The 22,184-nt window shown below is 42.2% G+C and carries 20 protein-coding genes; 10 read left to right on the forward strand and 10 right to left on the reverse strand.

Annotation, left to right across the window (positions count from 1 at the left end):
• Positions 1 to 25 precede the first annotated feature (25 nt).
• Complete coding sequence (locus tag ACRHOZ_RS13980; protein ID WP_431126659.1) at positions 26 to 379, reverse strand: YciI family protein; 354 nt, start codon at positions 377 to 379, stop codon at positions 26 to 28.
• An 8-nt stretch (positions 380 to 387) separates the two neighbouring features.
• Positions 388 to 741 carry a YciI family protein gene (locus ACRHOZ_RS13985; protein ID WP_420401593.1) on the reverse strand — a complete coding sequence of 118 codons (354 nt, stop codon included), beginning with the start codon at positions 739 to 741 and terminating at the stop codon, positions 388 to 390.
• A gap of 156 nt (positions 742 to 897) precedes the next feature.
• Here ACRHOZ_RS13985 and ACRHOZ_RS13990 point away from each other — a divergent pair, with 156 nt between their 5' ends.
• Positions 898 to 1,551, forward strand: coding sequence for a hypothetical protein (locus ACRHOZ_RS13990; RefSeq protein WP_431126661.1), 654 nt, complete (start codon positions 898 to 900; stop codon positions 1,549 to 1,551).
• Here ACRHOZ_RS13990 and ACRHOZ_RS13995 read toward each other — a convergent pair.
• From ACRHOZ_RS13995 to ACRHOZ_RS14030, 8 genes are all read right to left on the reverse strand, one after another.
• Positions 1,548 to 2,621, reverse strand: coding sequence for a PA0069 family radical SAM protein (locus tag ACRHOZ_RS13995; RefSeq protein WP_431126663.1), 1,074 nt, complete (start codon positions 2,619 to 2,621; stop codon positions 1,548 to 1,550). The genes ACRHOZ_RS13990 and ACRHOZ_RS13995 overlap by 4 nt on opposite strands.
• Before the next feature lie 52 nt (positions 2,622 to 2,673).
• Positions 2,674 to 3,126, reverse strand: coding sequence for an META domain-containing protein (locus ACRHOZ_RS14000; RefSeq protein WP_431126665.1), 453 nt, complete (start codon positions 3,124 to 3,126; stop codon positions 2,674 to 2,676).
• Between the two features lie 54 nt (positions 3,127 to 3,180).
• Positions 3,181 to 4,737 (reverse strand): hypothetical protein, encoded by a 1,557-nt coding sequence (locus tag ACRHOZ_RS14005; RefSeq protein ID WP_431126667.1) that lies wholly within the window; start codon positions 4,735 to 4,737, stop codon positions 3,181 to 3,183.
• Positions 4,738 to 4,758: 21 nt separating this feature from the next.
• Positions 4,759 to 5,541 (reverse strand): enoyl-CoA hydratase/isomerase family protein, encoded by a 783-nt coding sequence (locus tag ACRHOZ_RS14010; protein ID WP_431126669.1) that lies wholly within the window; start codon positions 5,539 to 5,541, stop codon positions 4,759 to 4,761.
• 122 nt (positions 5,542 to 5,663) lie between these two features.
• Positions 5,664 to 7,070, reverse strand: a complete 1,407-nt coding sequence (locus ACRHOZ_RS14015) for an ATP-binding protein (protein ID WP_431127133.1) — start codon at positions 7,068 to 7,070, stop codon at positions 5,664 to 5,666.
• A gap of 143 nt (positions 7,071 to 7,213) precedes the next feature.
• Complete coding sequence (locus ACRHOZ_RS14020) at positions 7,214 to 7,759, reverse strand: CopD family protein (protein WP_431126671.1); 546 nt, start codon at positions 7,757 to 7,759, stop codon at positions 7,214 to 7,216.
• Between the two features lie 59 nt (positions 7,760 to 7,818).
• Positions 7,819 to 9,594 (reverse strand): MutS-related protein, encoded by a 1,776-nt coding sequence (locus ACRHOZ_RS14025; RefSeq protein WP_431126673.1) that lies wholly within the window; start codon positions 9,592 to 9,594, stop codon positions 7,819 to 7,821.
• 76 nt (positions 9,595 to 9,670) lie between these two features.
• Positions 9,671 to 12,805: a WD40/YVTN/BNR-like repeat-containing protein gene (locus tag ACRHOZ_RS14030; protein ID WP_431126676.1), complete on the reverse strand. Its 3,135-nt coding sequence runs from the start codon at positions 12,803 to 12,805 to the stop codon at positions 9,671 to 9,673.
• A 213-nt stretch (positions 12,806 to 13,018) separates the two neighbouring features.
• Here ACRHOZ_RS14030 and ACRHOZ_RS14035 point away from each other — a divergent pair, with 213 nt between their 5' ends.
• The 9 genes from ACRHOZ_RS14035 to ACRHOZ_RS14075 all read left to right on the forward strand — a co-directional run bounded on the left by ACRHOZ_RS14035 (position 13,019) and on the right by ACRHOZ_RS14075 (position 22,183).
• On the forward strand, positions 13,019 to 14,152 hold the full coding sequence (locus tag ACRHOZ_RS14035) for an SPFH domain-containing protein (protein ID WP_431126678.1): 1,134 nt from the start codon (positions 13,019 to 13,021) through the stop codon (positions 14,150 to 14,152).
• Positions 14,153 to 14,223: 71 nt separating this feature from the next.
• Entirely contained in the window at positions 14,224 to 15,312 is a 1,089-nt protein-coding gene (locus tag ACRHOZ_RS14040) for a DNA helicase PriA (protein ID WP_431126680.1), read from the forward strand.
• Between the two features lie 103 nt (positions 15,313 to 15,415).
• A complete protein-coding gene (locus ACRHOZ_RS14045) occupies positions 15,416 to 15,622 on the forward strand; it encodes a hypothetical protein (protein WP_431126682.1) in 207 nt (68 codons plus the stop codon).
• 17 nt (positions 15,623 to 15,639) lie between these two features.
• On the forward strand, positions 15,640 to 16,281 hold the full coding sequence (locus ACRHOZ_RS14050; protein ID WP_431126684.1) for a hypothetical protein: 642 nt from the start codon (positions 15,640 to 15,642) through the stop codon (positions 16,279 to 16,281).
• A gap of 151 nt (positions 16,282 to 16,432) precedes the next feature.
• A complete protein-coding gene (locus ACRHOZ_RS14055) occupies positions 16,433 to 17,188 on the forward strand; it encodes a LytR/AlgR family response regulator transcription factor (RefSeq protein WP_431126686.1) in 756 nt (251 codons plus the stop codon).
• A 95-nt stretch (positions 17,189 to 17,283) separates the two neighbouring features.
• Positions 17,284 to 19,509, forward strand: coding sequence for a DUF5916 domain-containing protein (locus ACRHOZ_RS14060; RefSeq protein ID WP_431126688.1), 2,226 nt, complete (start codon positions 17,284 to 17,286; stop codon positions 19,507 to 19,509).
• An 11-nt stretch (positions 19,510 to 19,520) separates the two neighbouring features.
• Entirely contained in the window at positions 19,521 to 19,985 is a 465-nt protein-coding gene (locus ACRHOZ_RS14065) for a nuclear transport factor 2 family protein (protein ID WP_431126690.1), read from the forward strand.
• Positions 19,986 to 20,026: 41 nt separating this feature from the next.
• Positions 20,027 to 21,139 carry an alpha/beta hydrolase-fold protein gene (locus tag ACRHOZ_RS14070; RefSeq protein ID WP_431126692.1) on the forward strand — a complete coding sequence of 371 codons (1,113 nt, stop codon included), beginning with the start codon at positions 20,027 to 20,029 and terminating at the stop codon, positions 21,137 to 21,139.
• Between the two features lie 96 nt (positions 21,140 to 21,235).
• Positions 21,236 to 22,183: an SMP-30/gluconolactonase/LRE family protein gene (locus ACRHOZ_RS14075; protein WP_431126694.1), complete on the forward strand. Its 948-nt coding sequence runs from the start codon at positions 21,236 to 21,238 to the stop codon at positions 22,181 to 22,183.
• The last annotated feature ends 1 nt before the right edge of the window (position 22,184 follow it).

Consider the following 22,184-nt stretch of genomic DNA (forward strand, 5'->3'; position numbering starts at 1 on the left):
AGGCTTTCTTCTTCATATGCTAAAATTAATGGACTTCATCATCAATAATCTGCCGAACTTCCAGGGTTCCTTCTTCAAATCCAAAATGGGGATTACCCTTGGAAAGCGCCACGGCCTCTGCCAAATCCTGCGCGGATATGATGGTATATCCTCCAACCACCTCGGCACCTTCAGCAAAAGGACCATTGGTGACCAGTTCTCCTCTGTTATAGACTACGCGACCTTCTTGTGAAAGTGGAAAACCTTCAATCAGCTTGCCTGCTTGCTTCAGATTCTCCAACCACTTGATCCAATCCTGGTTCAAGGCCTCCCTTTCTTCATCAGATAGTTGGTTGTAGTCCTGGTACCCTCCTCGGAACAGCCAAAGAAAATTACTCATCGCCACAATTAATGTCCGTCCATGGATAAGATTTCCCGAACCTCTACATAGCTTCCATCATAATCAAAAATTGGGCATCCTTTAGACATTTCAACAGCTTCATCAATATCCTTGGCCACAACAATCAGATAGCCTCCTACCACTTCAGCGCCTTCGGCAAAGGGTCCGTTGGTAACCATTTCACCCCTTTGATGCACCACTCTTCCATCCTCTGCCAAGGGGAGCCCGTCCAAAAGTTGGCCTTTTTCTTTTAGGCCTCCCATCCACTCTCCCCACACTTGCATATGGGCTTGTTTTTCTTCTTGTGATAGCTCTTGGTACGCATCATGACCTCCTCGAAATAAATACAAAAAATTACTCATTGGTTTAAATTTTATGTCCCCTAAGGAACCGGTTTATACTTTGTTTCGATGTTATGACGAAGAGCAAAGTGTGGATTGGACAATCCTTATAAATTTATTCAAAATTATCTCATAACAGGCTTGGGCTATGGCATATTTGTTGATAATCTATAGCCTATGAAACACCTATTGGCATTTCTTCTTTTTACCTCGCTCTCCGTAAGTTACTCCCAGATGCAACCCCCAGAAGCCTATATTTCGTTTGCTGCTTTTTATGAGGACGAGTTTGAGCCATCGGCCTATCTCAACTTTTCAGTGGGTTCCGAGCTTTTTGCGCTTAAACATGTGGCTCCCGAGGTTGATGTAACTTATTATTTTGGAGGTCGCTCCGATGAAGATTGGGCTAATGATCCTTTGGGTGATATTGGCTTTCGCTCTTTTTTAGACCGCTTTTTTGATGCTTGGGTCTGGGGTGTAGGTCCCAAGTTTTTTATTCAGGATGATTATAGTCGGGTGGTGTTCATTCCCAAATATCATTTTGGAAATCAAAGAGCTATTGGAGATTACACGGACACCGACCAAATTGATATCAGACAAGAAACCAAAAGCAATTTTAACTTTTGGACCTTCTCTATTGGTTATGAATTCCTGGGAACGGACAAAATTGGAAAGCTCGGCCTTTATCTAACCTATACTGCCTTTAATGCTGGGAAGTCTTTAAACCAACTCGATTTTTCTGAGCAAGATTACCACAAACAAAACTTCAATACCAAAGCCATAGGTATCACGGTTCGCCTGTCCACGGGTTTTGGAAAGCGCAAAACATCTTAGAATAATTTCATCTGCCCTGTTTTGTACTGCTCATGCAAATCGTGATTGAGCTTGGGAAACACTCGGCCTCTAAAATACTTTTGCCGCGCAAGCCTGGCCATTTCATGTATCTGCGTGGCAATCTTCCCCTCGCCCCGTGTTCTAATTCCAAACCTGCTATCGTTTAAGGTTCCTGAATGGCAGTCTTGGATCAGGTGCAGTACTTTTTCCGCCCTATGGGGCATTGCTTTTTTTATCCAATCCGCAAAAATCTGACCTATAGCGCCATTTAAACGCACTACGGTAAAACCAAAGGACAATGCTCCTTCATCTGCAACAGCTTTGGCCAGTTTTAGCATTTCATGACTATTGATTCCAGGAATCATGGGTGCCAACATCGCATTTACAGGAATTCCATTTTCACTCAGTACCCGAATTGTTTTCAGTCTTTTTTGAATGGATGCGCTACGAGGTTCCAACTTCCTTCTTGTTTTTTCTGATAAGGAGGTAACGGATATATTTACCCCAACCAACTGGTGAGAACCTAATTCGGTCAGAATGTCCAAATCCCGAAGGATGAAGGCATTTTTGGTGATAATGCCCACAGGATGCCTATATTTTAGAAAAACCTCTAGGCACTTTCGAGTAATCCTAAATTGTTGTTCGGCTGGCTGATAGCAATCTGTATTACCGGATAATACAATGGTATTTGCCTTCCAGTTTTTATGTTTGATTTTGGCCTCCAACAACTTCGGTGCTGCTTTTTTGACCAAAATTTTGCGTTCAAAATCCTGTCCTGCACTATAGCCCCAATACTCATGAGTATTTCTGGCATAGCAATAGACACATCCATGCTCGCACCCTTGGTACGGGTTCATGGAATAGAGCATGCCCACATCAGGACTGTCCACTTTATTGACTATGGTTTTGGGAAAAATGGGAATGTATTGGGTTTTGTGGACTTCTGCTTCCTCCCCTTCCAGTCGGCAGAATTCGAGAAAGTCTTCCCTTATTTCATATACATCTTTTAGGAATCTGTTGTGTGGATTTTTTTGGGCACCTCTTCCTTTTTGCAGGTCATTCAGGTTCATTTCATGGATTTATTCCAAATATATGGATATAATCCATTTTATATTGTTAAGATCATTGCTTTTGCAGACCCAAAAATTTGAAGTTCTGGTATTCAAGATTTAGCCGGGTGTCGTCTTGGAAAGAAAGTTCAAATTCGGAAAACCCCGTGTCAGTACTTCTACTCCCTTCAAAGGCTTCATAAAAAGCTTGCCCAAATACGGTATCGGCTACCTCGGTGGTTATCATTTCTTCAATAAAAAGGGTGGTATCGGTAGCTGAAAATTCCCCGCCAAAAGTATTTGCCGAAGTGGTTCCTTCAAAGGTTCCATTTTGAAAAAAAATAATGGAAATAATCTCCCCTGTGAGTGGCCCTAAAGTGGGTCCGGAAGGACTTGAGTTGTGGATGGCGGTCACCCGCCACTCCCCAATAATTTTTTGATTGTCAACATCAACATCGTCACCCGTACACGCTATCAAAGCAATACAAAGGAATGTGAAAATACACCTTCTCAACCCTACGCCCATGATTATGGTTTTTACTTTGAAGAGTCAAGGAAGAGGAAAGCGTTGCTTATGATCTTATAAAAAGGAGACTTTTACCAGCTGTTTTTTACTACCGCGCTTGGCGTAAAAGAGCATTTTACTTTCATCGACATCCTTTAACGGTTTGGAGACCATTAAAGGGAGTCGGGCTTCCTGGTTGTCTATGATCTTTTCATAGTCCATAACCCCATTTTCATCCAAGGAAATCATGAACACATTTCGGTTTCGGCTGAGTCCCTGTTTAAAGATTAGGCGTTCGTTATTGATCAATTGTGGGTTATCCGCCGCGGTGCAAATGAAAAAATAGGTCTTTCCATTTTTACAGTAGGAGCTATAGGAAGCGTATGCCCCATCACCTTGCGTTACCTCGGCTTTATTGATGTTTCTGGCCCAAACCAAATCCCCTTGGGTATCCAGTTTGGCACTCACAATGTCATTATGGTGAAACCGTTCCAACTTAACCCGTTGGCCAGCACCGGTCACCTCCATACCTGTGGTCACGAAGTACTCCTCGGCATTGAAAAAAATCTCGTTGCTTTCGGTTATTTCAACACTTTTAAAAACAAGGTTCTTGACTACCTTGTCTTCCTCCCTACCAAATTTATCCTCCATAAACTGAAGGGAAAATGGATTGTATTTTTTGGCGTTGATAGCCAAGCTTATCGGATTAAGGTCAAAATAAGCGATGCCATTATAGCGATTGTCCTTTCTATCCGCATAAAATCCCGTACAGACCAGTCTGTTCCGTAAAATTATGGGGTATAAGGCCTCTGGATACTTTCCTTCATCCACAAACGATTGGGTTTGGCTTCCATTGGCCGAAACCTTGATCAATTCATATTGAAACTTTCGTTCGTCCACCCTAAAACGCTTCTTTTTGAAATAGGCTTTCCCTACTATGTATGCTGTGGACAAATCGGTGGAGATAGCCAGATTTTCAAAGGCATAGTTTTTCTCCTCGATTTCATGGGAAAAGTCATGTTCAAACCTTTTGTTTAGGCCTGTATCATATAAGTGAATGATGTGCTTGTTGTTTTTTCCTCTTTTGTGGTGCGTACTGATCACAAAACCCGTTTTCTCCTGATTGAACAGGATGGAAGTGGAAAATCCCTTGGAGAAGTTTCTGTTATAGTAGTTCTTGTCTACCGGATTCCGTACTTCTTCCGAAGCAATGGACAGTAGTTTCTCGGGCCTGAAATTATAGCTGACAATTGGGCTTCTATGCACCCAATATTCATATTGCCCCCTATCGTAGTTGTAGTTGAGAAACAGCAGATTCAACTGTCCGTTTTTAAGGAAGCCATCCACAAAATCGAGTCCCTTTAACTTATAGTTGTATTCTGAGACCAGCTCCAAATTGCTATTGTACTGTTCAATCAAATAGCCTTTTGGCTTTAAGATCAACCCCTGAAAATAGGCTCTAACCAAAATATAACCGCCTGAGCCATCATCGGAAATGGTCAGTAAATTGGAGTAACGGTATCTATCATTGAATTTTTCACCAAAATCGTAGGTTACGGGCATCTTATCCTGGGCACATACCAGTGCTCCAACAAAAAGCAAGCAAAACAACAGGATTTTTTGTTTCATCATAGTCTGGTTTGGTTACCATGGCTATGACCCGGGGAAATCGGCTTTTCGTTTTTCCAAAAAGGCGGAAGTACCTTCCTTGAAATCGTTGGTGCCAAAGCAGGTGCCAAAGGCATCTATCTCCGTTGCATAACCATTCACATCATACTTAAAACCAGCATTTACCGCTTTTATTGCATATTTTATGGCCACAGGGGAGTTATTCGATATCCTGCTCGCTATTTTAAGACTTAGGGGCAATAATTCCTCTTGGGGCACCACATGATTGACTAAACCATACTGCAAGGCTTGATCCGCGGTAATCATCCCTGCCGTCATGATTATTTCCATGGCTCTTCCCTTTCCTACCAACTGCGGTAAGCGTTGGGTTCCTCCATATCCAGGAATAACACCCAATGATACTTCTGGGAGGCCCATTTTGGCATTGTCGCTAGCAATTCTGAAATGGCTGGACATGGCCAACTCCAGTCCCCCGCCTAGAGCAAAACCATTGACCGCGGCAATTACCGGGGTAGACAGGTTTTCTACAAAATCAAACAGGATTTCTTGTCCTTCGGCTGCCAGTTTTCTTCCTTCTTTAACCGAAAAATCAGCAAATTCAGAAATATCGGCTCCTGCCACAAATGCCTTTTCCCCGCTTCCAGTGACAATAATCACGCGAATTTCATCATCCTCGTCCAGTTCCTTAAAGGCCGTATGCAATTCAGAAATGGTTCTTTTATTGAGCGCATTCAACTTTTTGGGCCTATTTATGGTAATGGTGGCAATGTTGTTCTCCTCTTCGATGTAAATGTTTTCGTAGTTCAAGGGCTTTGTGTTTGGTGTTTGGTGTTTGGTGTTTGGTGTTTGGTGTTTGGTGTTTGGTGTTTGGTGTTTGGTAAAATTACACATCCACCATCAATCATCCAATAGCGCTGGATATGGGCAGGTTATTCCTTGGGAAATTTTACGGTGAATACTGTTCCTTTTCCTTCCTGGGATGTAAAATCAATGGTTCCCTGGTAATTCTCCACAATGTTCTTTACCATTCCCAAGCCAAGGCCCATACCACTGGACTTCGTGGTAAACTTAGGCTCAAATATTTTATCCTTGAAATCATCGGTGATTCCCACGCCATTATCCGCAACGGATATTTTCACTTCTGCCCCTTCAGAGGCCACGGTCACCAGAATTCTGGGAGATTCCACCTCGGGAACGGCCTGGATTGCATTTTTGACCAGATTGGTGACCACTCGAATCAACTGGGTTCGGTCCAATTTGGCTATGATCTCGTTTTCATCGGAAATAAAATGGATATAATCCTCTTGAAATATTTCCAGGGCCAACTTAACAATTTTAACAACATTCAAAGTCTCATTTTGCTGGGCAGGCATGTTGGCAAAATTTGAAAAGGCAGAGGCAATATTGCTCAACGTATCTATCTGTTGTATCACGGTCTTGGAAAATTCCTGGATTTTTTGTTCCGCTTTGGTATCATTGGGATCAAACTTGCGTTGAAAACTTTGAATGGTGAGTCGCAAGGGAGTCAAGGGATTTTTGATTTCATGAGCCACTTGCTTGGCCATTTCTCGCCAGGCCTGCTCCCGTTCGCTACGGGCCAATTTGGCTGCGCTTTCCTCCAGTTCATCAATCATCCCATTATAGGAATCCACCAGTTTCCCAATCTCCTCCGTAGGTCTTTCAATGTAGATTTTTTCATTGCGCTGGGTCAAATCCGTTTGGGCCATTTTATCAGAAATGGTCTGCAGGGAGCGCGTAATGTATTTGGAAATGAAGTAGGCCAAAATAATGGCAGAAAGTAGCATAAGCAAGTAAACCCCTCCCAATCTGAACATGAATTCCTGCAGCTCCATATTGCTAAAGGAATTGTCCTCAAAATAAGGCAGATTTACTATACCGATTGGTTTAAACTGTGAATCGTTAATAAAGGTATAGGAAGCTTGATAGTTGTCGCCCGCAGCTTTTTTCTTCTCAACATAGCGCTTTTCTGCCTGCACTTTTAGCATGTTCAACACTTCGGCATCCAGGCAATTGGAAATGGAATCGGCTTCAAATGCGGGTCGGGAACTTTTGATCAATCCACCTTCCAAATCATAAATATTAAAGGTGACATTCTGGACATCTGCAATCTTATAGATTTCATCTTTAAAGATGTTGCCCAAATTTTCCGTGGTAACGGGATAAGTGGTTTCCTTGAGAACATAGGAGATACTTTGGAGTATTTGCTCTTCCTTTCGCTCCAGCCTGTTTTCATGGTAATCCTTGCTCTGTTCCCTATACTGATAAATAGTGACTCCGGCAATCAACACGGAAGCGATGACCACTAGCATGATCATGGTGAAAAAGATACGGGAACGAAGCGATAGTTTTTTAAACAATCCTTTTGCAGTTTGGAATAAAGTTAGCAATAATCGAACCAAAAAATTCCAAGCACCAAAATCCAAAATTTGGGATTTGGAATTTAATAATTGGATTTTGTTTACGCATTCGGATTTTTATCCCGGATTCTTTTATACAATCGAATCCCGAGCATAAGCAAAATGGCAAGTACCATAATTCCAAGGGTGCCATAGATCCAATCCAAGGAATTTTTTAAGATTACAAGGAACACCACGGCGAACAAAACCATGGTTGCCAGTTCGTTCCAAATACGCATAAATCGAGAAGTGTATTTCACCTCATCCCGTTGCAACTGCTTAAAAATTTGATGGCATTTTAAGTGGTAGAAAATTAGTAGTCCCACAAATCCCAACTTGATGTGCATCCAGGATTGATTGAGCCATTCAGGCATCAATACCAATAGCCAAATGGCAAAAAGCGTACACAAAATAGCAGATGGCCAGGTAATGATATACCACAAGCGTTTGGTCATCAATTTGAGCTGGTCGGATAAAATTTCCCTTTCAGGAGAAGGTTTTTGCCAAGCCTCAATATGATAAATGAACAAGCGCGGAATATAGAACAAGCCGGCAAACCAAGTAACCACAAAAATCAGGTGTAACGATTTTATATAGGGATATAACATTGGGTTATGGATTAGGTTCAGAATTCCAAGGCTAAATTTAAGGTTTAACAATCCTTAAATCATTCAACTATGCCCATTTTTTTTAGCAAAAAACTCGCATTCATGTTTTGGCAAACACCTTTTTTAAATTGATAATCGAAGATAAGTTCGCCATCCACTATTTGGGCATCAAAAAAATAATTGGATACGTTTTCATGCTTTTGTGCAACTTCACACAGGCTAAGGTCATGGGTAGCCACAATTCCTGTACATTTCATACCGACCAGTTTATCAATGAATTTTTGGGATCCAATGGCCTTGTCCTTACTATTGGTTCCTTTTAAAATCTCGTCCAGAACAATAAAGTACCTATCGGAATCCATCTCTTCAATAATAAATTTCAGCCTTTTTAGTTCGCTGAAAAAATAGCTTTCATCATCCTTCAGACTATCGGTAGTGCGCATGCTGGTAATCAACTTTATTGGTCTATAGCTTGAAGATTCAGCACAAACCGGAAGTCCAACATTTGCCATGACCAAGTGGAGGGCAATTGTTCTTAGAAAGGTGCTTTTTCCCGCCATGTTGGCTCCTGTAATGATATAAAAATCTTCAAGGTTGATGGTTATATCATTGGGCACAGCTTTATCTGGAGCCAATAGGGGATGCACAATTGCTTTACATTCCAAGGTTTTTCCTTCATCCATTAAAGTGGGATAAACATGGTCTGGATGATTGAAGGCATAATTGCCTAAACTGTTGTACGCATCAAAAAAGGCAATGACATCAAACCATTTTGGAACTACATGCTTGTTTTGATCTATCCAAGCTTCGATGTAGCCGCAGATCATCAAATCCCGCAGAAAAAATCCATTGAGGATGAACCCAACCAAAATGTTATTTCGCTGATCCAATCGATCCAAAAGATTAGAGAAATGTTTCAACACCCCAGCACTTGAGTTCGCTTCATTTTTGATTTCCTTATGCCTTTGAACTAGAAGCTGACTTTCAAATTTTTGATCTTCCAAGAGGGCCAGTAAACGGGCGTATTGGGTAAAGGTGTTTTGTATTTCGGATACATGTACTGAAAGTGTGCTTACCTTCTTCACAAACTTCCCGCTTATTGCCATACCCACAACAAACACCACCAATGTCCAAATCCAGGAAATCCATCCTATACTGCATACGGTAATAATCGTCAGGGAAATTGCTGAAAAACCATAAGTCCCTTTTATCATGCTAGTGGGAACAAAAGGGACATAATTGGACAGCCACTCAACAATCTTATATGCCGGGATCTGTGTTCTAACCAAGGTGGCCGTAGCACCATATTCCTGCCTCCATTCCGGCTTGGTGGCCAACTCGGCTATAGCAGCTTGTTTTAAATCAATGTCTTCAATATTGTTGGATAAAAGCAACCTTGCCAGCTCCTTGGAGCCGCTTTCCAAAGCAGTTCTATTTAGGTATTGGTAAAAGGATCCGCTGCCAAACAAATCGATATCCTTGCTGTACCAATGATTGGAATCTTGAAATTCCTTTCCATCCGGCAAATCGGAAAACTGCCTTTGGAGTACACGAAGTTCTTTTTGATTTCGGGCCAACAACTCCCGAGTCAGGTTCTGCCGATATTTAATCCGATCATGGCGAACGACCATATAGGTAAAGGTTGCTGCTCCTAAAAGGAAGAGGGGAATGACTAATTCCATGGTTCCCCAAGCCAAATAAATCCCCAATAAAGTTGCAATGGCCACCAAAAGTCTAATGGCGCTTGAAACATCCAGCTTTTTCCCAAGGATGGTCAGCTCATTTTCAAACTTTAAAGACTGGCTAGTATAAAATGTTTTGGGATCATTACTCATAAATCGTCTATAAAACTTCTGCGGCTCTTGGTTACCAAGAGCCGTAAATTTAGACGAATTCCCTTCAGTTCTTTATTTATTCCTCCACAAATAGATAATTCAAGTTCAAACTGTTGAATTCTCTATTGAACTGTTGCATCTCCTCGTCCACCAAGGCATCAAAAGCGTCCAATTGGGTGTTGATTTTGGCGGTCAGTTCATTTTTAACGGCTATATCCTGAGCTGTAGGTGGGAAATCATCAATGGACACCAAACTGTTCAAATGGCCCAGTTTATTGGTCAACCGAATCGGGAAATTCAAAGGGTCTTGATTGCTGCGGTTTTTGGTTTGGTACAAGGCCTTTTCAATTGTGCCAAAATCCTCCTTCATTTTTTTGGCTTTCTCTACCAAGTCCTTGGTACGTTCATCCTCCTTGTATTGCTTACTAAAAGCATCCAACCGCTCCGTTATTTTCCTGATTTTTTTGATGGACTGATGCGCCCTATTCACGGTAGTATTGATATCTGTGATAAACTCATATTGTCTTTGCATATCAGCTACGGAGACCTCAGCCCTTGGATCGGGTAAAATTTTGAATTGCTGTGTTTGGTTTGACCCGTTTACATTTAAGTGAACCTTGTACGAACCTGGAACTGCTTTGGCACCATCCAAATTTGCCCACCACAGAATCATCCCTTTCAATTTTTCAGCTCCTTTTCTCCGTGTATTCCAAACATGGGTATTACCCCCTTGCTTCGCTTTGAGTTTTTTCTTCTCCTCTTTGGCAAAAGTGCTATAGCTGGCCAAGGTGTCTCCCGCCATGGATGTATACGTCAAACTGATACTATCTTTATCCGATACGTTTTTCAGATAGAAATGTGAAACAACACCATTGGGATGGTTTTGCCCTTCTGTCTTTGATGGCTTTTTTGCTGCCGTCCCTTTGGTGCGATAGCTGTCCTTGGGTTGATACAAAATGGCAGCGGAACTTTTCTTTGATGCATCCAGTTGGTGCAAGACCGTCAAATCATCTATAATCCATACGCTCCTACCCTGCGTTGCCACTACCAAATTGTTGTCCTTTATGGTCAAATCGGTAATAGGAACTATAGGGAGATTCAATTGGAAGCTGTCCCAATTTTGTCCGTCATTGAAGGAAATATACATCCCGGTTTCTGTCCCTGCATATAGCAATCCCTTTCTTTTAGGGTCCTCCCGTAGCGCTCGAGTAAAATGCTCATCATTTATACCGTTCGTTATTTTTGTCCAGGTTTTTCCATAATCCGTGGTTTTGTAGAGGTACGGCCTAAAATCTCCCAACTTGTATCTAGTGGCCGCTACATAGCAGGTGCCTTCATCAAAATTGGAAGGTTCTATGCTGTTGATCATGCTCCACTCTGGCATATTGGTAGGAGTCACATTCTCCCATGTGGATCCCCCATCCTTGGTTACATGGATCAAGCCATCATCACTACCTACCCAAAGCAAGCCTTCTTTTAAAGGACTTTCATTGGCTGCAAAAATGGTACAGTAATATTCAACTCCTGTGTTATCTTGGGTGATAGGCCCTCCGCTGCTAACCAATTTAGCAGGATCGTTTCGGGTTAAGTCATCGCTCAACAACTCCCAGCTTTGCCCTTCATTGGTACTCTGGTGCACATGATTGGAAAAGGTATACAGCTTCTTGGGATCGTGTTTGCTAAAAATAATGGGGAAGTTCCATTGAAAACGATATTTCATTCCCTCGGCACCATAGCCCATGGGATTGTCTGGCCATACATTAATACCGCGCACTGTTCCTTTATCGTGATTCACCCTAGTTAAAAACCCTCCATAACTGCCTCCATAAACAATATCATTGTTTGTGGGATCTACTGCAATATGTGCCGATTCACCACCAGCAGTTGGTTCCCAATCATCTTCGCCTATGGAACCTTCATCACTTCGGTGATTGATTCGGATGGTGGAATTATCCTGTTGGGCCACATAAATCCGATACGGGAACGCATTGTCCGTAGTAACGCGATAAAATTGTGCTGTAGGCTGGTTGTAGTAGGTGCTCCAGGTTTCCCCACCATCGTAGCTTACCTGCGCCCCTCCATCATCTCCAATAATCATACGCTTGGCATTTTCTGGGGAAATCCATAGGTCATGGTGATCCCCATGAGGCGCATTGAAGGTATTAAAGGTCTTTCCGCCATCGGTGGATTTATGATACCGAACATTGAGGACATAAACCACATCTTCATCCTGAGTATCCGCATAGACACGGGTGTAATACCAAGCCCGCTGACGCAATTTTCTTTCGCTGTTGACCTGTGTCCATTTTTTCCCACCATCATCAGAACGATATAGTCCGCCTTTTTCCTTGTTCTCCACAATCGCCCAGACTCGTTCGCTGTTCTTAGGGGATACTGTTACCCCGATGATGCCTAAAGTGTCTTTTGGAAAACCTTCATTTTTGGAAATCTCCGTCCAGGTTTCGCCACTATCCGTACTTTTCCATAACGCCGAACCGTCACCTCCGCTGCTCAAACTGTAGGGAGTTCGTTTGGCCCTCCATGTAGACGCATATAAGATTCGAGGATTATTGGGGTCAAAAGTAAGATCTACTGCTCCAGATTGATCGTTGACAAACAAAACTTGTTTCCAGCTTTTGCCACCATCCGTACTTTTGTACACTCCCCTTTCCTTTGTGGGTTTGTAAATGTTCCCCAAAACTGCAGCGTATACCGTGTTATAATCTGTAGGATGAATTCGGATGCGTGGCACATGCCTACTTTTTTCCAGACCTGCTTTTTGCCAAGTCTTACCAGCATCTTCCGTTTTCCAAATGCCATATCCACTGGAAACATTCCCACGCAGGGTCTTTTCACCACCTCCAACATAGATTACATTGGGGTCGCTTTGGGCCACTTCCACTGCTCCTATGCTTCCGCCAAAATAACCATCCGAAATGTTCTCCCACGAACGTCCACCATCCGTAGTTTTCCAAACGCCACCTCCAGTAGCCCCAAAATAAAACAGATTGGGTTCTCCGGGCACACCGGTAACCGCAGCGGAACGGCCTCCTCTAAACGGGCCTACCAAGCGGTACTCCAAACTGGAATACAATTCCTTGGGATATTCTGGGCTTGTTTGGGTTGATTTTCTTCTTTGGGATTGCGTCGAGGTTGCAAAAAGGCAAAAAACCAGCAAGAATAAGCCGGTTTGCGAAAGCAAATGTTTCATTTTCTACGATGTTGAATTAGTCGGTACTAAATGTAGGGAAAAAGTAAGTACCGTTTTTGTTTTAGGAACAGATTCAATCAGCCCCAATATTAATTCCATTTCAAATCAATTTTGATAGCGTATGTAACAATGTGGATAATTTTATACTAATCCCTTGGAGGAAGTAATCTTCCAATTTCTTACTTTAGAAACATCAACATAAAACACTTTACCATGGATATTTTTAGCAAGATCAAGGAGAAACTCACCCACGAGTTTATCGATATTATTGAGTGGCTGGATTATACGGATGACACCATTGCGCATCGGTTTGAACGCTACCAAAATGAAATTAAGAACGGGGCCAAGCTTATTGTGAGGGAAGGGCAGACCGCTGTTTTTGTGAACGAAGGTCAATTGGCAGATGTATTTGAACCTGGCACTTACGACCTCACCACCAAAAACCTACCCATCTTAGCCACCCTAAAGGGATGGAAATACGGTTTTAATTCGCCTTTCAAAGCCGAGGTTTATTTTGTAAACACCCATCTGTTCACTGATGAGAAATGGGGCACCAAAAGTCCGATTACTTTAAGTGATGAGCGCTTTGGCTTGGTAGAAATTAGGGCATTCGGAACCTATGCCTTTAAAATTTCGGACGCCGGAAAGTTCATCGTTGATATCGTTGGAACGGATAATAACTTCACCAGTTTTGAAATCAATGAGCATCTTAAAAGTTTGATTGCCACGCGATTTACAGATACAGTTGGCGAAGCCAATCTCCCCATTGAATTGTATGCGGCAAACACCTCGGAGCTTTCAGACACTTGTAGGGAGGTTATGGCTCCGGAATTTGAGACCGTGGGCATCGCTTTGGAGAAATTCTATATCGAAAATGTCTCCATGCCGGAAGATCTTAAAAAAGAAATCTTCGAGTATAGCCGAATCGACAAATTGGATCTGGACAAGTTGACCAAGTTCAAAACGGCCAAAGCCATTGAAGCTGCCGCCAAAAATGAAGGCGGAACCGCGGGTGCAGGAATGGGAATGGGAATGGGATTTGTATTGGCGCAGCAAATGGGTGGTATGATGAGTCCTCAAATGGGCGGCAATCCACAAATGCAGCAAGCAGGAACTCCCGTTCCACCTCCAATGCCAGTGGCAGTGCAATACTTTTATGCAGTTAACGGGGTGCAACAAGGGCCTGTTTCCCTTGAACAGTTGCAAGTCTTATTTGCTGGCAGAACCATCAATCGCGATAGCCTGGTATGGAAGCAGGGAATGGCCAACTGGACTGCATTGAAGGATGTGGAAGAGTTAAAGTCGTTTTTGGGCGGCAATACCCCGCCTCCTTTACCCAACCCATAATCTTATTTTGTTATTCCTGTGAAAGCAGGAATCCATAACACAAAGATTCCCGCCTTAGCGGGAATGACCGCATGGAGAAATCAATTCAAAAAACAGAGCTAAAAAAGCCCTGCGTCAACTGCGGGGCAGAGCTCAAGTACAAACCTGGAACCACCAATATCAGTTGCGAATATTGTGGGCATCAAGAGTCCATTCAAGTGAATGAAAATGGGTTTGAGGAGCTCGAGCTTTATCCATATCTACAGGAGATGGGTTCCCAAAAGCACAGTGAGGAGATTTCCATGCTCCACTGTAAAAACTGTGGTGCCAATCAACATGTGGAGGAAAACTATAAATCGCTCCATTGTGTGTATTGTAGCATGCCCTTGATCTTGGAAGACGCCTATAAAGAGGATTGGATTTTGCCCGGCGCCGTACTGCCATTTCAAATAGAAAAAGAAAAGTCATTTCTTATTTTTAAAAAATGGGTGGATCGCTTGTGGTGGGCCCCGAACAAACTAAAAAAGGCCGCATTGGACCCCCAGTTTATCAAAGGGCTTTATTTACCGTACTGGACCTTTGATGCACAACTGTCAGCTTCTTATTCAGGACAGCGGGGGGAATACTACTACGAAACGCGGAGAGTGAGAAATGCCCAGGGGAAAATGGTTGCACAGCGCGTTCGGAAAACGCGTTGGTATCCTGCTTCTGGGCGAGTTTCTGGTTTTGTGGATGATACTTTGATAGAGGCCTCAAAGCAAAAATCGGGGAGAATCCCAAGTAAAATTGCACGTTGGAACCTGAAGAAACTTCAACCTTTCAACAGCAGTTTTCTATCTGGTTTTGTAACGGAAAAATATACTATCCCCTTAAAACAAGGCCATCTTCATTCCAAGGAAATTGCTAAAGATATTGCCCGCCGTTGGTGCAGACAAGATATTGGCGGAGACACCCAAAGGGTGACGCAAATGGACATGCAACTGACGGAAGAGACTTTTAAACACATTTTACTTCCGGTATATATAAGCGCTTATCGATACCAAGGCAAGGAATATAATTTCTTCATTAATGGAGAAAATGGGCAGATTTCTGGATCCCGGCCCTATAGTTTTTGGAAGATTTTCTTTGCGGTACTATTGGTTTTGATGGTTATTGGCCTAATCATTTTTTTGAATAAATAAATAAATACACTCCTAGTAACTTTCCAGACACTCAAAATGTGACCAAACATCTCATGTGGTGTCCCAATACGTATATTATACATTAACCATTAAATCATGTAATATGCTGACTAAGAAACTAATGGCCCTCATTTTTGCGATTGGCCTTTTGGTGTTGGCCTGTAAAGACACCAAAAAAGAACAGGAAGAATTAAATCAGAAATTAGAGCAAATTGAAGCTGTGGAAACAGCTTTGGACTCGACCCTGAACGCTGTGAACGAAAAGACAGAAGAGGTAGAACAACTGATCAAAGAACTGGATAGCATATAAAACAAAACCGAGAAAAAATGAAAAACATAGTAAAATCAATGTTCCTTTTGACGATGATGTTAGGTCTTATTGGAAATGTGAACGCTCAAGGTAAATCGCAAGAAAAAGGCAAGAAGGACAAAACCGAAAAGGTAAAAAAAGCTAAGAAGGATGTTGAAGATGAGGCCGAAGAAGTGCAGGAAGAGGCCAAGGAAAAAGGGAAGCAAATGATGGAGAAGGCCGAAAAAAAGAAAGAAAAGCTAAAGAAGGAAGCTGAAGAGTTGGAAGACGATTTGGGGAAAGCCAAGGAAAAAGCAGAGAAGGTGAACAAAGGCAATGCTTATGGAAAGAACAAAGGTGATATGACCGGCAAAGAATTTGGACAATATCGCGCTTCCCAAGCCAAAGAAAAATTAATGATTTCAGAAAACACCCTTAACGAAGATGAAGAAGTTCTTAAAAGAGGACGAAGATCTTTGGAAGATGCCAAAAAAAGGGTTGCGGAAGCCAAGGAGAAAGGAGAGGAAGATGCGGAAATTATTACCCAAAAAGAAGAAAAGCTGAAAACAGTGGAGCAAAAATTGGATGAGCTGGAAGTTTCCATCAAAAAAGGAAGGGAAAAACTAAAAGAAAAGACCGAGCAGCTCAAAAAAGTCATAGAACCTGAGGTGAAGCAATAATTGAACACTAACACGGACAGAAATATAGACCGTCTTTCCATAAAAATGGAAAGACGGTTTTTTTGTATTTAAGACTTTGTGCAAATTCCAAAACCTTTAACTAAATCATAAAGTTTTGGTGACCAAATGCTAGAATTCCTACTTTTAGCCTATGGCTAAACGGATTTCACTCATTAGCATTTTTGTGCTGCTCAATATGGGCCTGGGCAGACTGTTTCAGGAAAGTTTGGGAGCCAGCTGCTTTTCCGAACTATCTATTTTGGCCATTACCAGTTTCTTTTTCTGGAATTTCTCCGCTCGCCAAATCAAAACTTGGGGTGGAAAGTGGGGTGCTACCACATCCGGCAAGAACATATTGATTCAAGGTGGTCTGGGCTTGTCCGCTTCCGCTATAAATATTATCATTGGACAGGTCTTGGTGGTTTTCTTGATGACCACCATCTACAACTGCACCTCTCCCAGTTTCAATATGCTCAATGCAAGTCTTACCAATAACATAGCGGTAAACCTGCTTTGTTACTTTGCACTGTTATTTTATTTTATCCCATCTGAAAAATCAAAAGAACAGACACCGACACCCGAACCTAAAGAAACCCGAATTCCCGTTTCCAAACAGGGGTATCAATTCCAGCTGCAACCCAATGAGATCATTTATGTGGAAACCAGCAACAACTGTGTGGTTCTGCACACTGAAAAAGGAAAATTTGTAAAATACCAAAGTTTAAAATCACTTTCCGAGTTGCTGTGCCCCAATAAATTTAAGCGGGTACATCGCTCGTATTTGGTCAACTCAGAGTTTATTGATCATATCCAAAAGAATCATAGTGGAGATGGCAAGCTTAAACTGAAAACTGGGGACGACCTTAAGTTTAGCAGAACCTATCTTCAGGAATTGGCCCAAATTTAAATTCCGCAACTCGCCCTTTTTTTTCCGCAGCTTACATAGCTATTACATCCTCGAAGATTTTCTACAAGTAGATTTGACCAAAACGGTGATTCTACATGCGACGATTAATCTTCCTAGCCATTTCTTTTGCACCAATGGTTATGCTATCCCAGGATTATTTAAACAACACCACAAACATCCATGAAACGACCCATGAGCTCCATTTGGATGGTTTTCTAAATGAAGCCCTATGGGAAGAAGCCCAGCAATTCCCGTTTATGGAATGGCGCCCCGATTGGGGAGCTTCGGACAGTCTTACCACACTTTTTGTAACCTTTGATAAGGACTATCTCTATGTGGCCTTGGATGCCAAAGACCCGAATCCAGAGGAGATTATTGGAAGAAATCTGGTTAGGGACGGCTGGTACGGCGATGATTATTTTGCTTTTCAAATAGATCCCAACCGAACACGAAAGAATGCCTTCATCTTTAGTATTTACCCTACGGGCAGTAGATACGATGATGCGATTTACAATGACAATGTGCCCTTGGGCAATGCCCCTTCCACTCCAGCCTATGATATGCTATGGGAGGGTAAGACCCAAATTACGGACAAAGGATGGCAAGCTGAATATCGAATTCCCTTGTCCAATTTGAGATTTGAAATCAGGGATGGAGAAGTTTTGGGTGGGATTTCCGCACAGCGCACGATCAATTATGACAACAAGCTTTTGGTGTATCCTGAAGTCCCTCAAAACATTACCGGGGCCAATGGCAAACCCTCCTTAAAAAAACCAGTGCGATTTGTAGGTTTAGAGCCTAAAAAGGACCTGCAGGTCACCCCCTACCTACTGGCATCCACCCAAAACAATTATCGCCTTAATTCCAACCAATCAACCTATGAAAAAAATGCATTCAATGAATTGGATGTTGGATTGGACGTTCGCTATGGTATCACGCCAAGCCTTACTTTGGACCTCACCTTAAACACGGATTTTTCCCAGGTGGAAATAGATGATCAGATTGTTAATTTAGGTCGGGTTTCCATATTTTTTCCTGAGCGTCGGAAGTTCTTTTTGCAGCAATCAGGGCTGTTCGATTTTGATATGGGCATCCTTTCCCAACTCTTCTACAGTAGGACTATTGGTATCAACAATGGACAATTAACCCCCATTATTGGAGGGGCCAAACTCACAGGGGAATTGGGCAATTGGGACGTAGGATTCCTATCCCTACAGACTGAAGGGACCCGCATAAACTCCGAAGCATTGCCCACAGAAAATTTTTCTGTACTGCGATTGCGCAGGAAGGTCTTTAACGATAGATCTTTTATTGGCTTCATGGCCACCAATCGGGCAAGGAAAGATTATGTCAATACAGCTTTGGGAGTAGATGGGGTTATTGATGTTGGCGACGAAAACTTCATCATTACCTCCTTGGCAACAACCGTGGAAGGTGAAAATTTTTCCAGTGCGGATTATGACTTGATTGACAATTCCCGTTTCGCATTTCAGTTCGCCCGGCGTAAACGCGATGGATGGTTTTATCGCGGAGCCTACGAATTTTCTGGGAAGGCATTCAACCCGGGAATGGGATTCCTACTTAGGGAAAAACACCACAATTTTTATGTTGGGCTCAATCATGGAAAATTCAATTCCGACAGCGAAAACAATACCTTTCAATACAGAAGATGGATGCCCGTCAATTCCGACCTGTATTTTACCACGGATTTTTCGGAAGTCCTAACATGGTACAACAGAAGCCAGTGGTCTGGAACCTTATTTAATAATGATGCGGTTATGCTCTTTGGGCAAGTCCAATATGAATTCCTTCAAGAACTGCTTCAATTTTCGAACAAGATTACGATACCTCAAGGTGATTATTTTTACACCTTTTTTGGCGCATCGTACACCAGTGGTTTTCAAAGGGCACTTAAAATCCCAATTTCCGTGGAATACGGAAGCTTTTTTGATGGGGAGAATCTAGAGTTCAGGCTATCTCCCGAATGGAGTGTAAATGAACATCTTACCTTTGAAGGATCCTGGCGCTTAAACTACCTCAACTTTAAGGAAAGGGAAGTAAGTGAGTGGATCAATGTGCCCCAACTTCGGGTTAATTGGGCCTACAACCTACATCTTTCGGGAAGTATCACCGCCCAGTACAACTCCATTCAAGATCAAGTGTTCACCAGTGCCCGATTGCGATACAACTTCCGCGATGGACATAATCTGTATGTAGTTTACAATCAGGATTACAACACGGACCGTATGCAGTTTATGCCACAACTACCTCGATTCAACAATCAGTTGGTTACCCTAAAATATGTTTACACATTCTTCTAAAACTTCAAATCATGAAAAAAACGATTGGTATTTTAATTTTACTTTGCGCACTATCAGCTTGCAAGGAAACTCCGATGGCGCGGCAAACTATAAGCCTCATTACTCCAGCAGACCACGGAATCCTAAGAAATCTTAAGGAAGTACAATGGCCCAAAGCCTACAGGGAACAAGACACAGTACTACTGAATAAAATTCTTGGAGACGACTTCCAAATGATCGATGCCAGTGGTACCTGGTCTGACAAGCAAGGGGAATTGGAATGGATCAAGGAAAATGCCATGCAGCACGACTCCTTTCATTATGAAATAAAGCGCTTGGATGTTTTGGATAACGGAACCGCCCTGATTTGCGGTACCGGTCATATCATCAATGATTCCATTGAGACCATTTATCAGTCCAGTAATATCCTGATCAAACGCAATGGAATGTGGAAGGCCGTGGCATCGCATGTGTCCGGAATCAAACAACTTGATTGATCTTTGATATTTCAGTAGTTTTAATTCGATTCCATAAAAAAATGCTGAGAATTAAGCTCATTCTGTTCTCTATCTTTTCAGTTTTTGTATCCTTCGGGCAAGAGATTGATTCCAAATCAACAGTGGAGTTATACTCCCAAATACTACAGGAATATAGAACCCTTCAGATTGCAACTCCAGATTCGTATGCCATCTCCAATAGGGCTTATCCTGTTCTTTTTGTATTGGATTCGGAATTCATTTTTGAGTATGCCAAGGGTTCCGTGGATTTCTTGAGCAACGACTTTGGATTTCATCCCGAAGTCATTCTGGTTGGTATTCCCAACACGGATAGAAATCGAGATCTGTATGTTACTCTTCAACCCGACGGGTCCTACCTGAAATTTATCCAATTCTTGGAGGAAGAACTACTTCCATACATCCAAAATAATTATAGAACCAACGGTTTCAACCTGCTTTTTGGCTGGTCTTCCGGTGCAGGGTTGGCCAATTACGTGATGGTGAAAAAACCCAAAGCATTTGATGGCTATATCTTGGCTGGAGCCGGCATCGGTCCCAATACGGCAGCATTTATTAAACAAGAATTGGACTCCAATGCATATAAGCACACCTTCTTTTTTGCTTCCGCGGAGGGTACAACTCCAAGAGCCGAAGGACTTAAAACACATCAACAGTTGATCGAGGAAATCAATCCGAAAGGGTTGGATTGGAAGTTTAAAACTTACCCTAGTGCAAACCATGTGGAAGCCATGTCAGAAGGACTTTATGATGGGTTGAAATTTGTTTTTAGGCATCTTCACATTCCTGATTCCTTGGTTTCCCAGGGAAGCCAGAAAATCCTGGATTACTACCAGGATTTGCAAGGCAAGTATGGTTTCAAAACCCAAATTCCAATAGGCGCCATCAACGAAATAAGCGGAATTCTGATGCATCAAGAACAGCGGGAAGAAGCCCAAAAATTGCTCGGCCATGGCCTTTCCCTATATCCAGAAAGCCATGTGCTTTGGGCCGCTAAAGCTGAAATGTATTTAGGTTTAAATCAAACTGAAAAAGCCATCCAGAATTATCGGATGGCCTTGAAGAAGGCAACAGATACACATGCCAAAAATAAATACCAGATCCTGTTAAAAGGTTTGGCAGAAGAACAAGAATAGTAGTTGGCGAGATGATTTAATGGGTTTAACATAAATTTTAAACCTTCTAAAAAAATAATGCTTAATCTTGAGTAATTCATTCAATCAGAAGACCTTATGAGATTCTTGTTCTGGAGTCTTTTTTTTGCGTCCGGAGTCGTCATGGCCCAAAATAATTCCACGGAGGTGGAATTGGGTTTTGAAAAGGACCTTATCCCAGAAGGTATTGCTGTGGACCTGCAACACCAAAAACTTTTCATAAACAGTTTAAGACATAACAAGATTGTACGTTGTAATCTGGATGGAAGCCATCCCGAAGACTTCATTGAAAATGGGGAGCACGGATACCAGTCCGGTTTTGGAATGACCATCAAGGGCGATGTACTTTATGCGTTGGGCAATAGCCTGCCCAAACCAAAAAACGAATCCATTTTATTGTTGTTAAATGTCAAAACTGGGGAGTTGATCAATTCCTTTAAACTGAAAGAAGCTGGTTTTGCTTACCTCAATGATTTGGCTGTAAGCAATGAGGGAACGCTCTACATCACGGATTCGGAAAGCAATAAAATCTACACCCTAAATTCCAAGAAGGGTGAGCTGCAAGTTTTTTATGCCCATGATGAACTTAAACACTGCAACGGCATTGCCATTTCCAATGACGATAAATATCTATACTTTGCCTCCTATACCAGTGGCCTTCGGGTGTTGGACATTGCGTCCAAAACCTTGGTGAACCAGCCCAATAATTTCAAGGGCATTGACGGACTTAAGTTCCACCAAAACAGTTTGATTGCCATTGTGAATACGAAAAGAGATGCAACACAAAATGGCGTCTACCAATTTCAACTCAATCAAAATCTAACTGAAATCACAGGTGAGGAAAAAATTTGGAATCTCAGAAACGAATCGGATATCCCAACCACCTTTGCCATTAAAAATGGCTGTATGTATTTTGTTGCGGACTCGCAACTGGACAATTTGGATCAGGAAAAAGTTATTATTTCAGATGTGTCCAAATTGGAAAACTATACCTTGATCATCCATCCACTCCCAAAAGAAAATTAAA

It is taken from the genome of Flagellimonas flava (genome assembly GCF_050617915.1).
Lineage (GTDB): Bacteria > Bacteroidota > Bacteroidia > Flavobacteriales > Flavobacteriaceae > Flagellimonas > Flagellimonas flava_A.

What these genes read in the sequence shown, in the direction of transcription:
- ACRHOZ_RS13980 (WP_431126659.1), bottom strand. Translation starts at nt 379, where the DNA reads ATGAGTAATTTTCTTTGGCTGTTCCGAGGAGGGTACCAGGACTACAAC.
- ACRHOZ_RS13985 (WP_420401593.1), bottom strand. Translation starts at nt 741, where the DNA reads ATGAGTAATTTTTTGTATTTATTTCGAGGAGGTCATGATGCGTACCAA.
- ACRHOZ_RS13990 (WP_431126661.1), top strand. Translation starts at nt 898, where the DNA reads ATGAAACACCTATTGGCATTTCTTCTTTTTACCTCGCTCTCCGTAAGT.
- ACRHOZ_RS13995 (WP_431126663.1), bottom strand. Translation starts at nt 2,621, where the DNA reads ATGAACCTGAATGACCTGCAAAAAGGAAGAGGTGCCCAAAAAAATCCA.
- ACRHOZ_RS14000 (WP_431126665.1), bottom strand. Translation starts at nt 3,126, where the DNA reads ATGGGCGTAGGGTTGAGAAGGTGTATTTTCACATTCCTTTGTATTGCT.
- ACRHOZ_RS14005 (WP_431126667.1), bottom strand. Translation starts at nt 4,737, where the DNA reads ATGATGAAACAAAAAATCCTGTTGTTTTGCTTGCTTTTTGTTGGAGCA.
- ACRHOZ_RS14015 (WP_431127133.1), bottom strand. Translation starts at nt 7,070, where the DNA reads ATGATCATGCTAGTGGTCATCGCTTCCGTGTTGATTGCCGGAGTCACT.
- ACRHOZ_RS14020 (WP_431126671.1), bottom strand. Translation starts at nt 7,759, where the DNA reads ATGTTATATCCCTATATAAAATCGTTACACCTGATTTTTGTGGTTACT.
- ACRHOZ_RS14025 (WP_431126673.1), bottom strand. Translation starts at nt 9,594, where the DNA reads ATGAGTAATGATCCCAAAACATTTTATACTAGCCAGTCTTTAAAGTTT.
- ACRHOZ_RS14030 (WP_431126676.1), bottom strand. Translation starts at nt 12,805, where the DNA reads ATGAAACATTTGCTTTCGCAAACCGGCTTATTCTTGCTGGTTTTTTGC.
- ACRHOZ_RS14035 (WP_431126678.1), top strand. Translation starts at nt 13,019, where the DNA reads ATGGATATTTTTAGCAAGATCAAGGAGAAACTCACCCACGAGTTTATC.
- ACRHOZ_RS14040 (WP_431126680.1), top strand. Translation starts at nt 14,224, where the DNA reads ATGGAGAAATCAATTCAAAAAACAGAGCTAAAAAAGCCCTGCGTCAAC.
- ACRHOZ_RS14045 (WP_431126682.1), top strand. Translation starts at nt 15,416, where the DNA reads ATGCTGACTAAGAAACTAATGGCCCTCATTTTTGCGATTGGCCTTTTG.
- ACRHOZ_RS14050 (WP_431126684.1), top strand. Translation starts at nt 15,640, where the DNA reads ATGAAAAACATAGTAAAATCAATGTTCCTTTTGACGATGATGTTAGGT.
- ACRHOZ_RS14055 (WP_431126686.1), top strand. Translation starts at nt 16,433, where the DNA reads ATGGCTAAACGGATTTCACTCATTAGCATTTTTGTGCTGCTCAATATG.
- ACRHOZ_RS14060 (WP_431126688.1), top strand. Translation starts at nt 17,284, where the DNA reads ATGCGACGATTAATCTTCCTAGCCATTTCTTTTGCACCAATGGTTATG.
- ACRHOZ_RS14065 (WP_431126690.1), top strand. Translation starts at nt 19,521, where the DNA reads ATGAAAAAAACGATTGGTATTTTAATTTTACTTTGCGCACTATCAGCT.
- ACRHOZ_RS14070 (WP_431126692.1), top strand. Translation starts at nt 20,027, where the DNA reads ATGCTGAGAATTAAGCTCATTCTGTTCTCTATCTTTTCAGTTTTTGTA.
- ACRHOZ_RS14075 (WP_431126694.1), top strand. Translation starts at nt 21,236, where the DNA reads ATGAGATTCTTGTTCTGGAGTCTTTTTTTTGCGTCCGGAGTCGTCATG.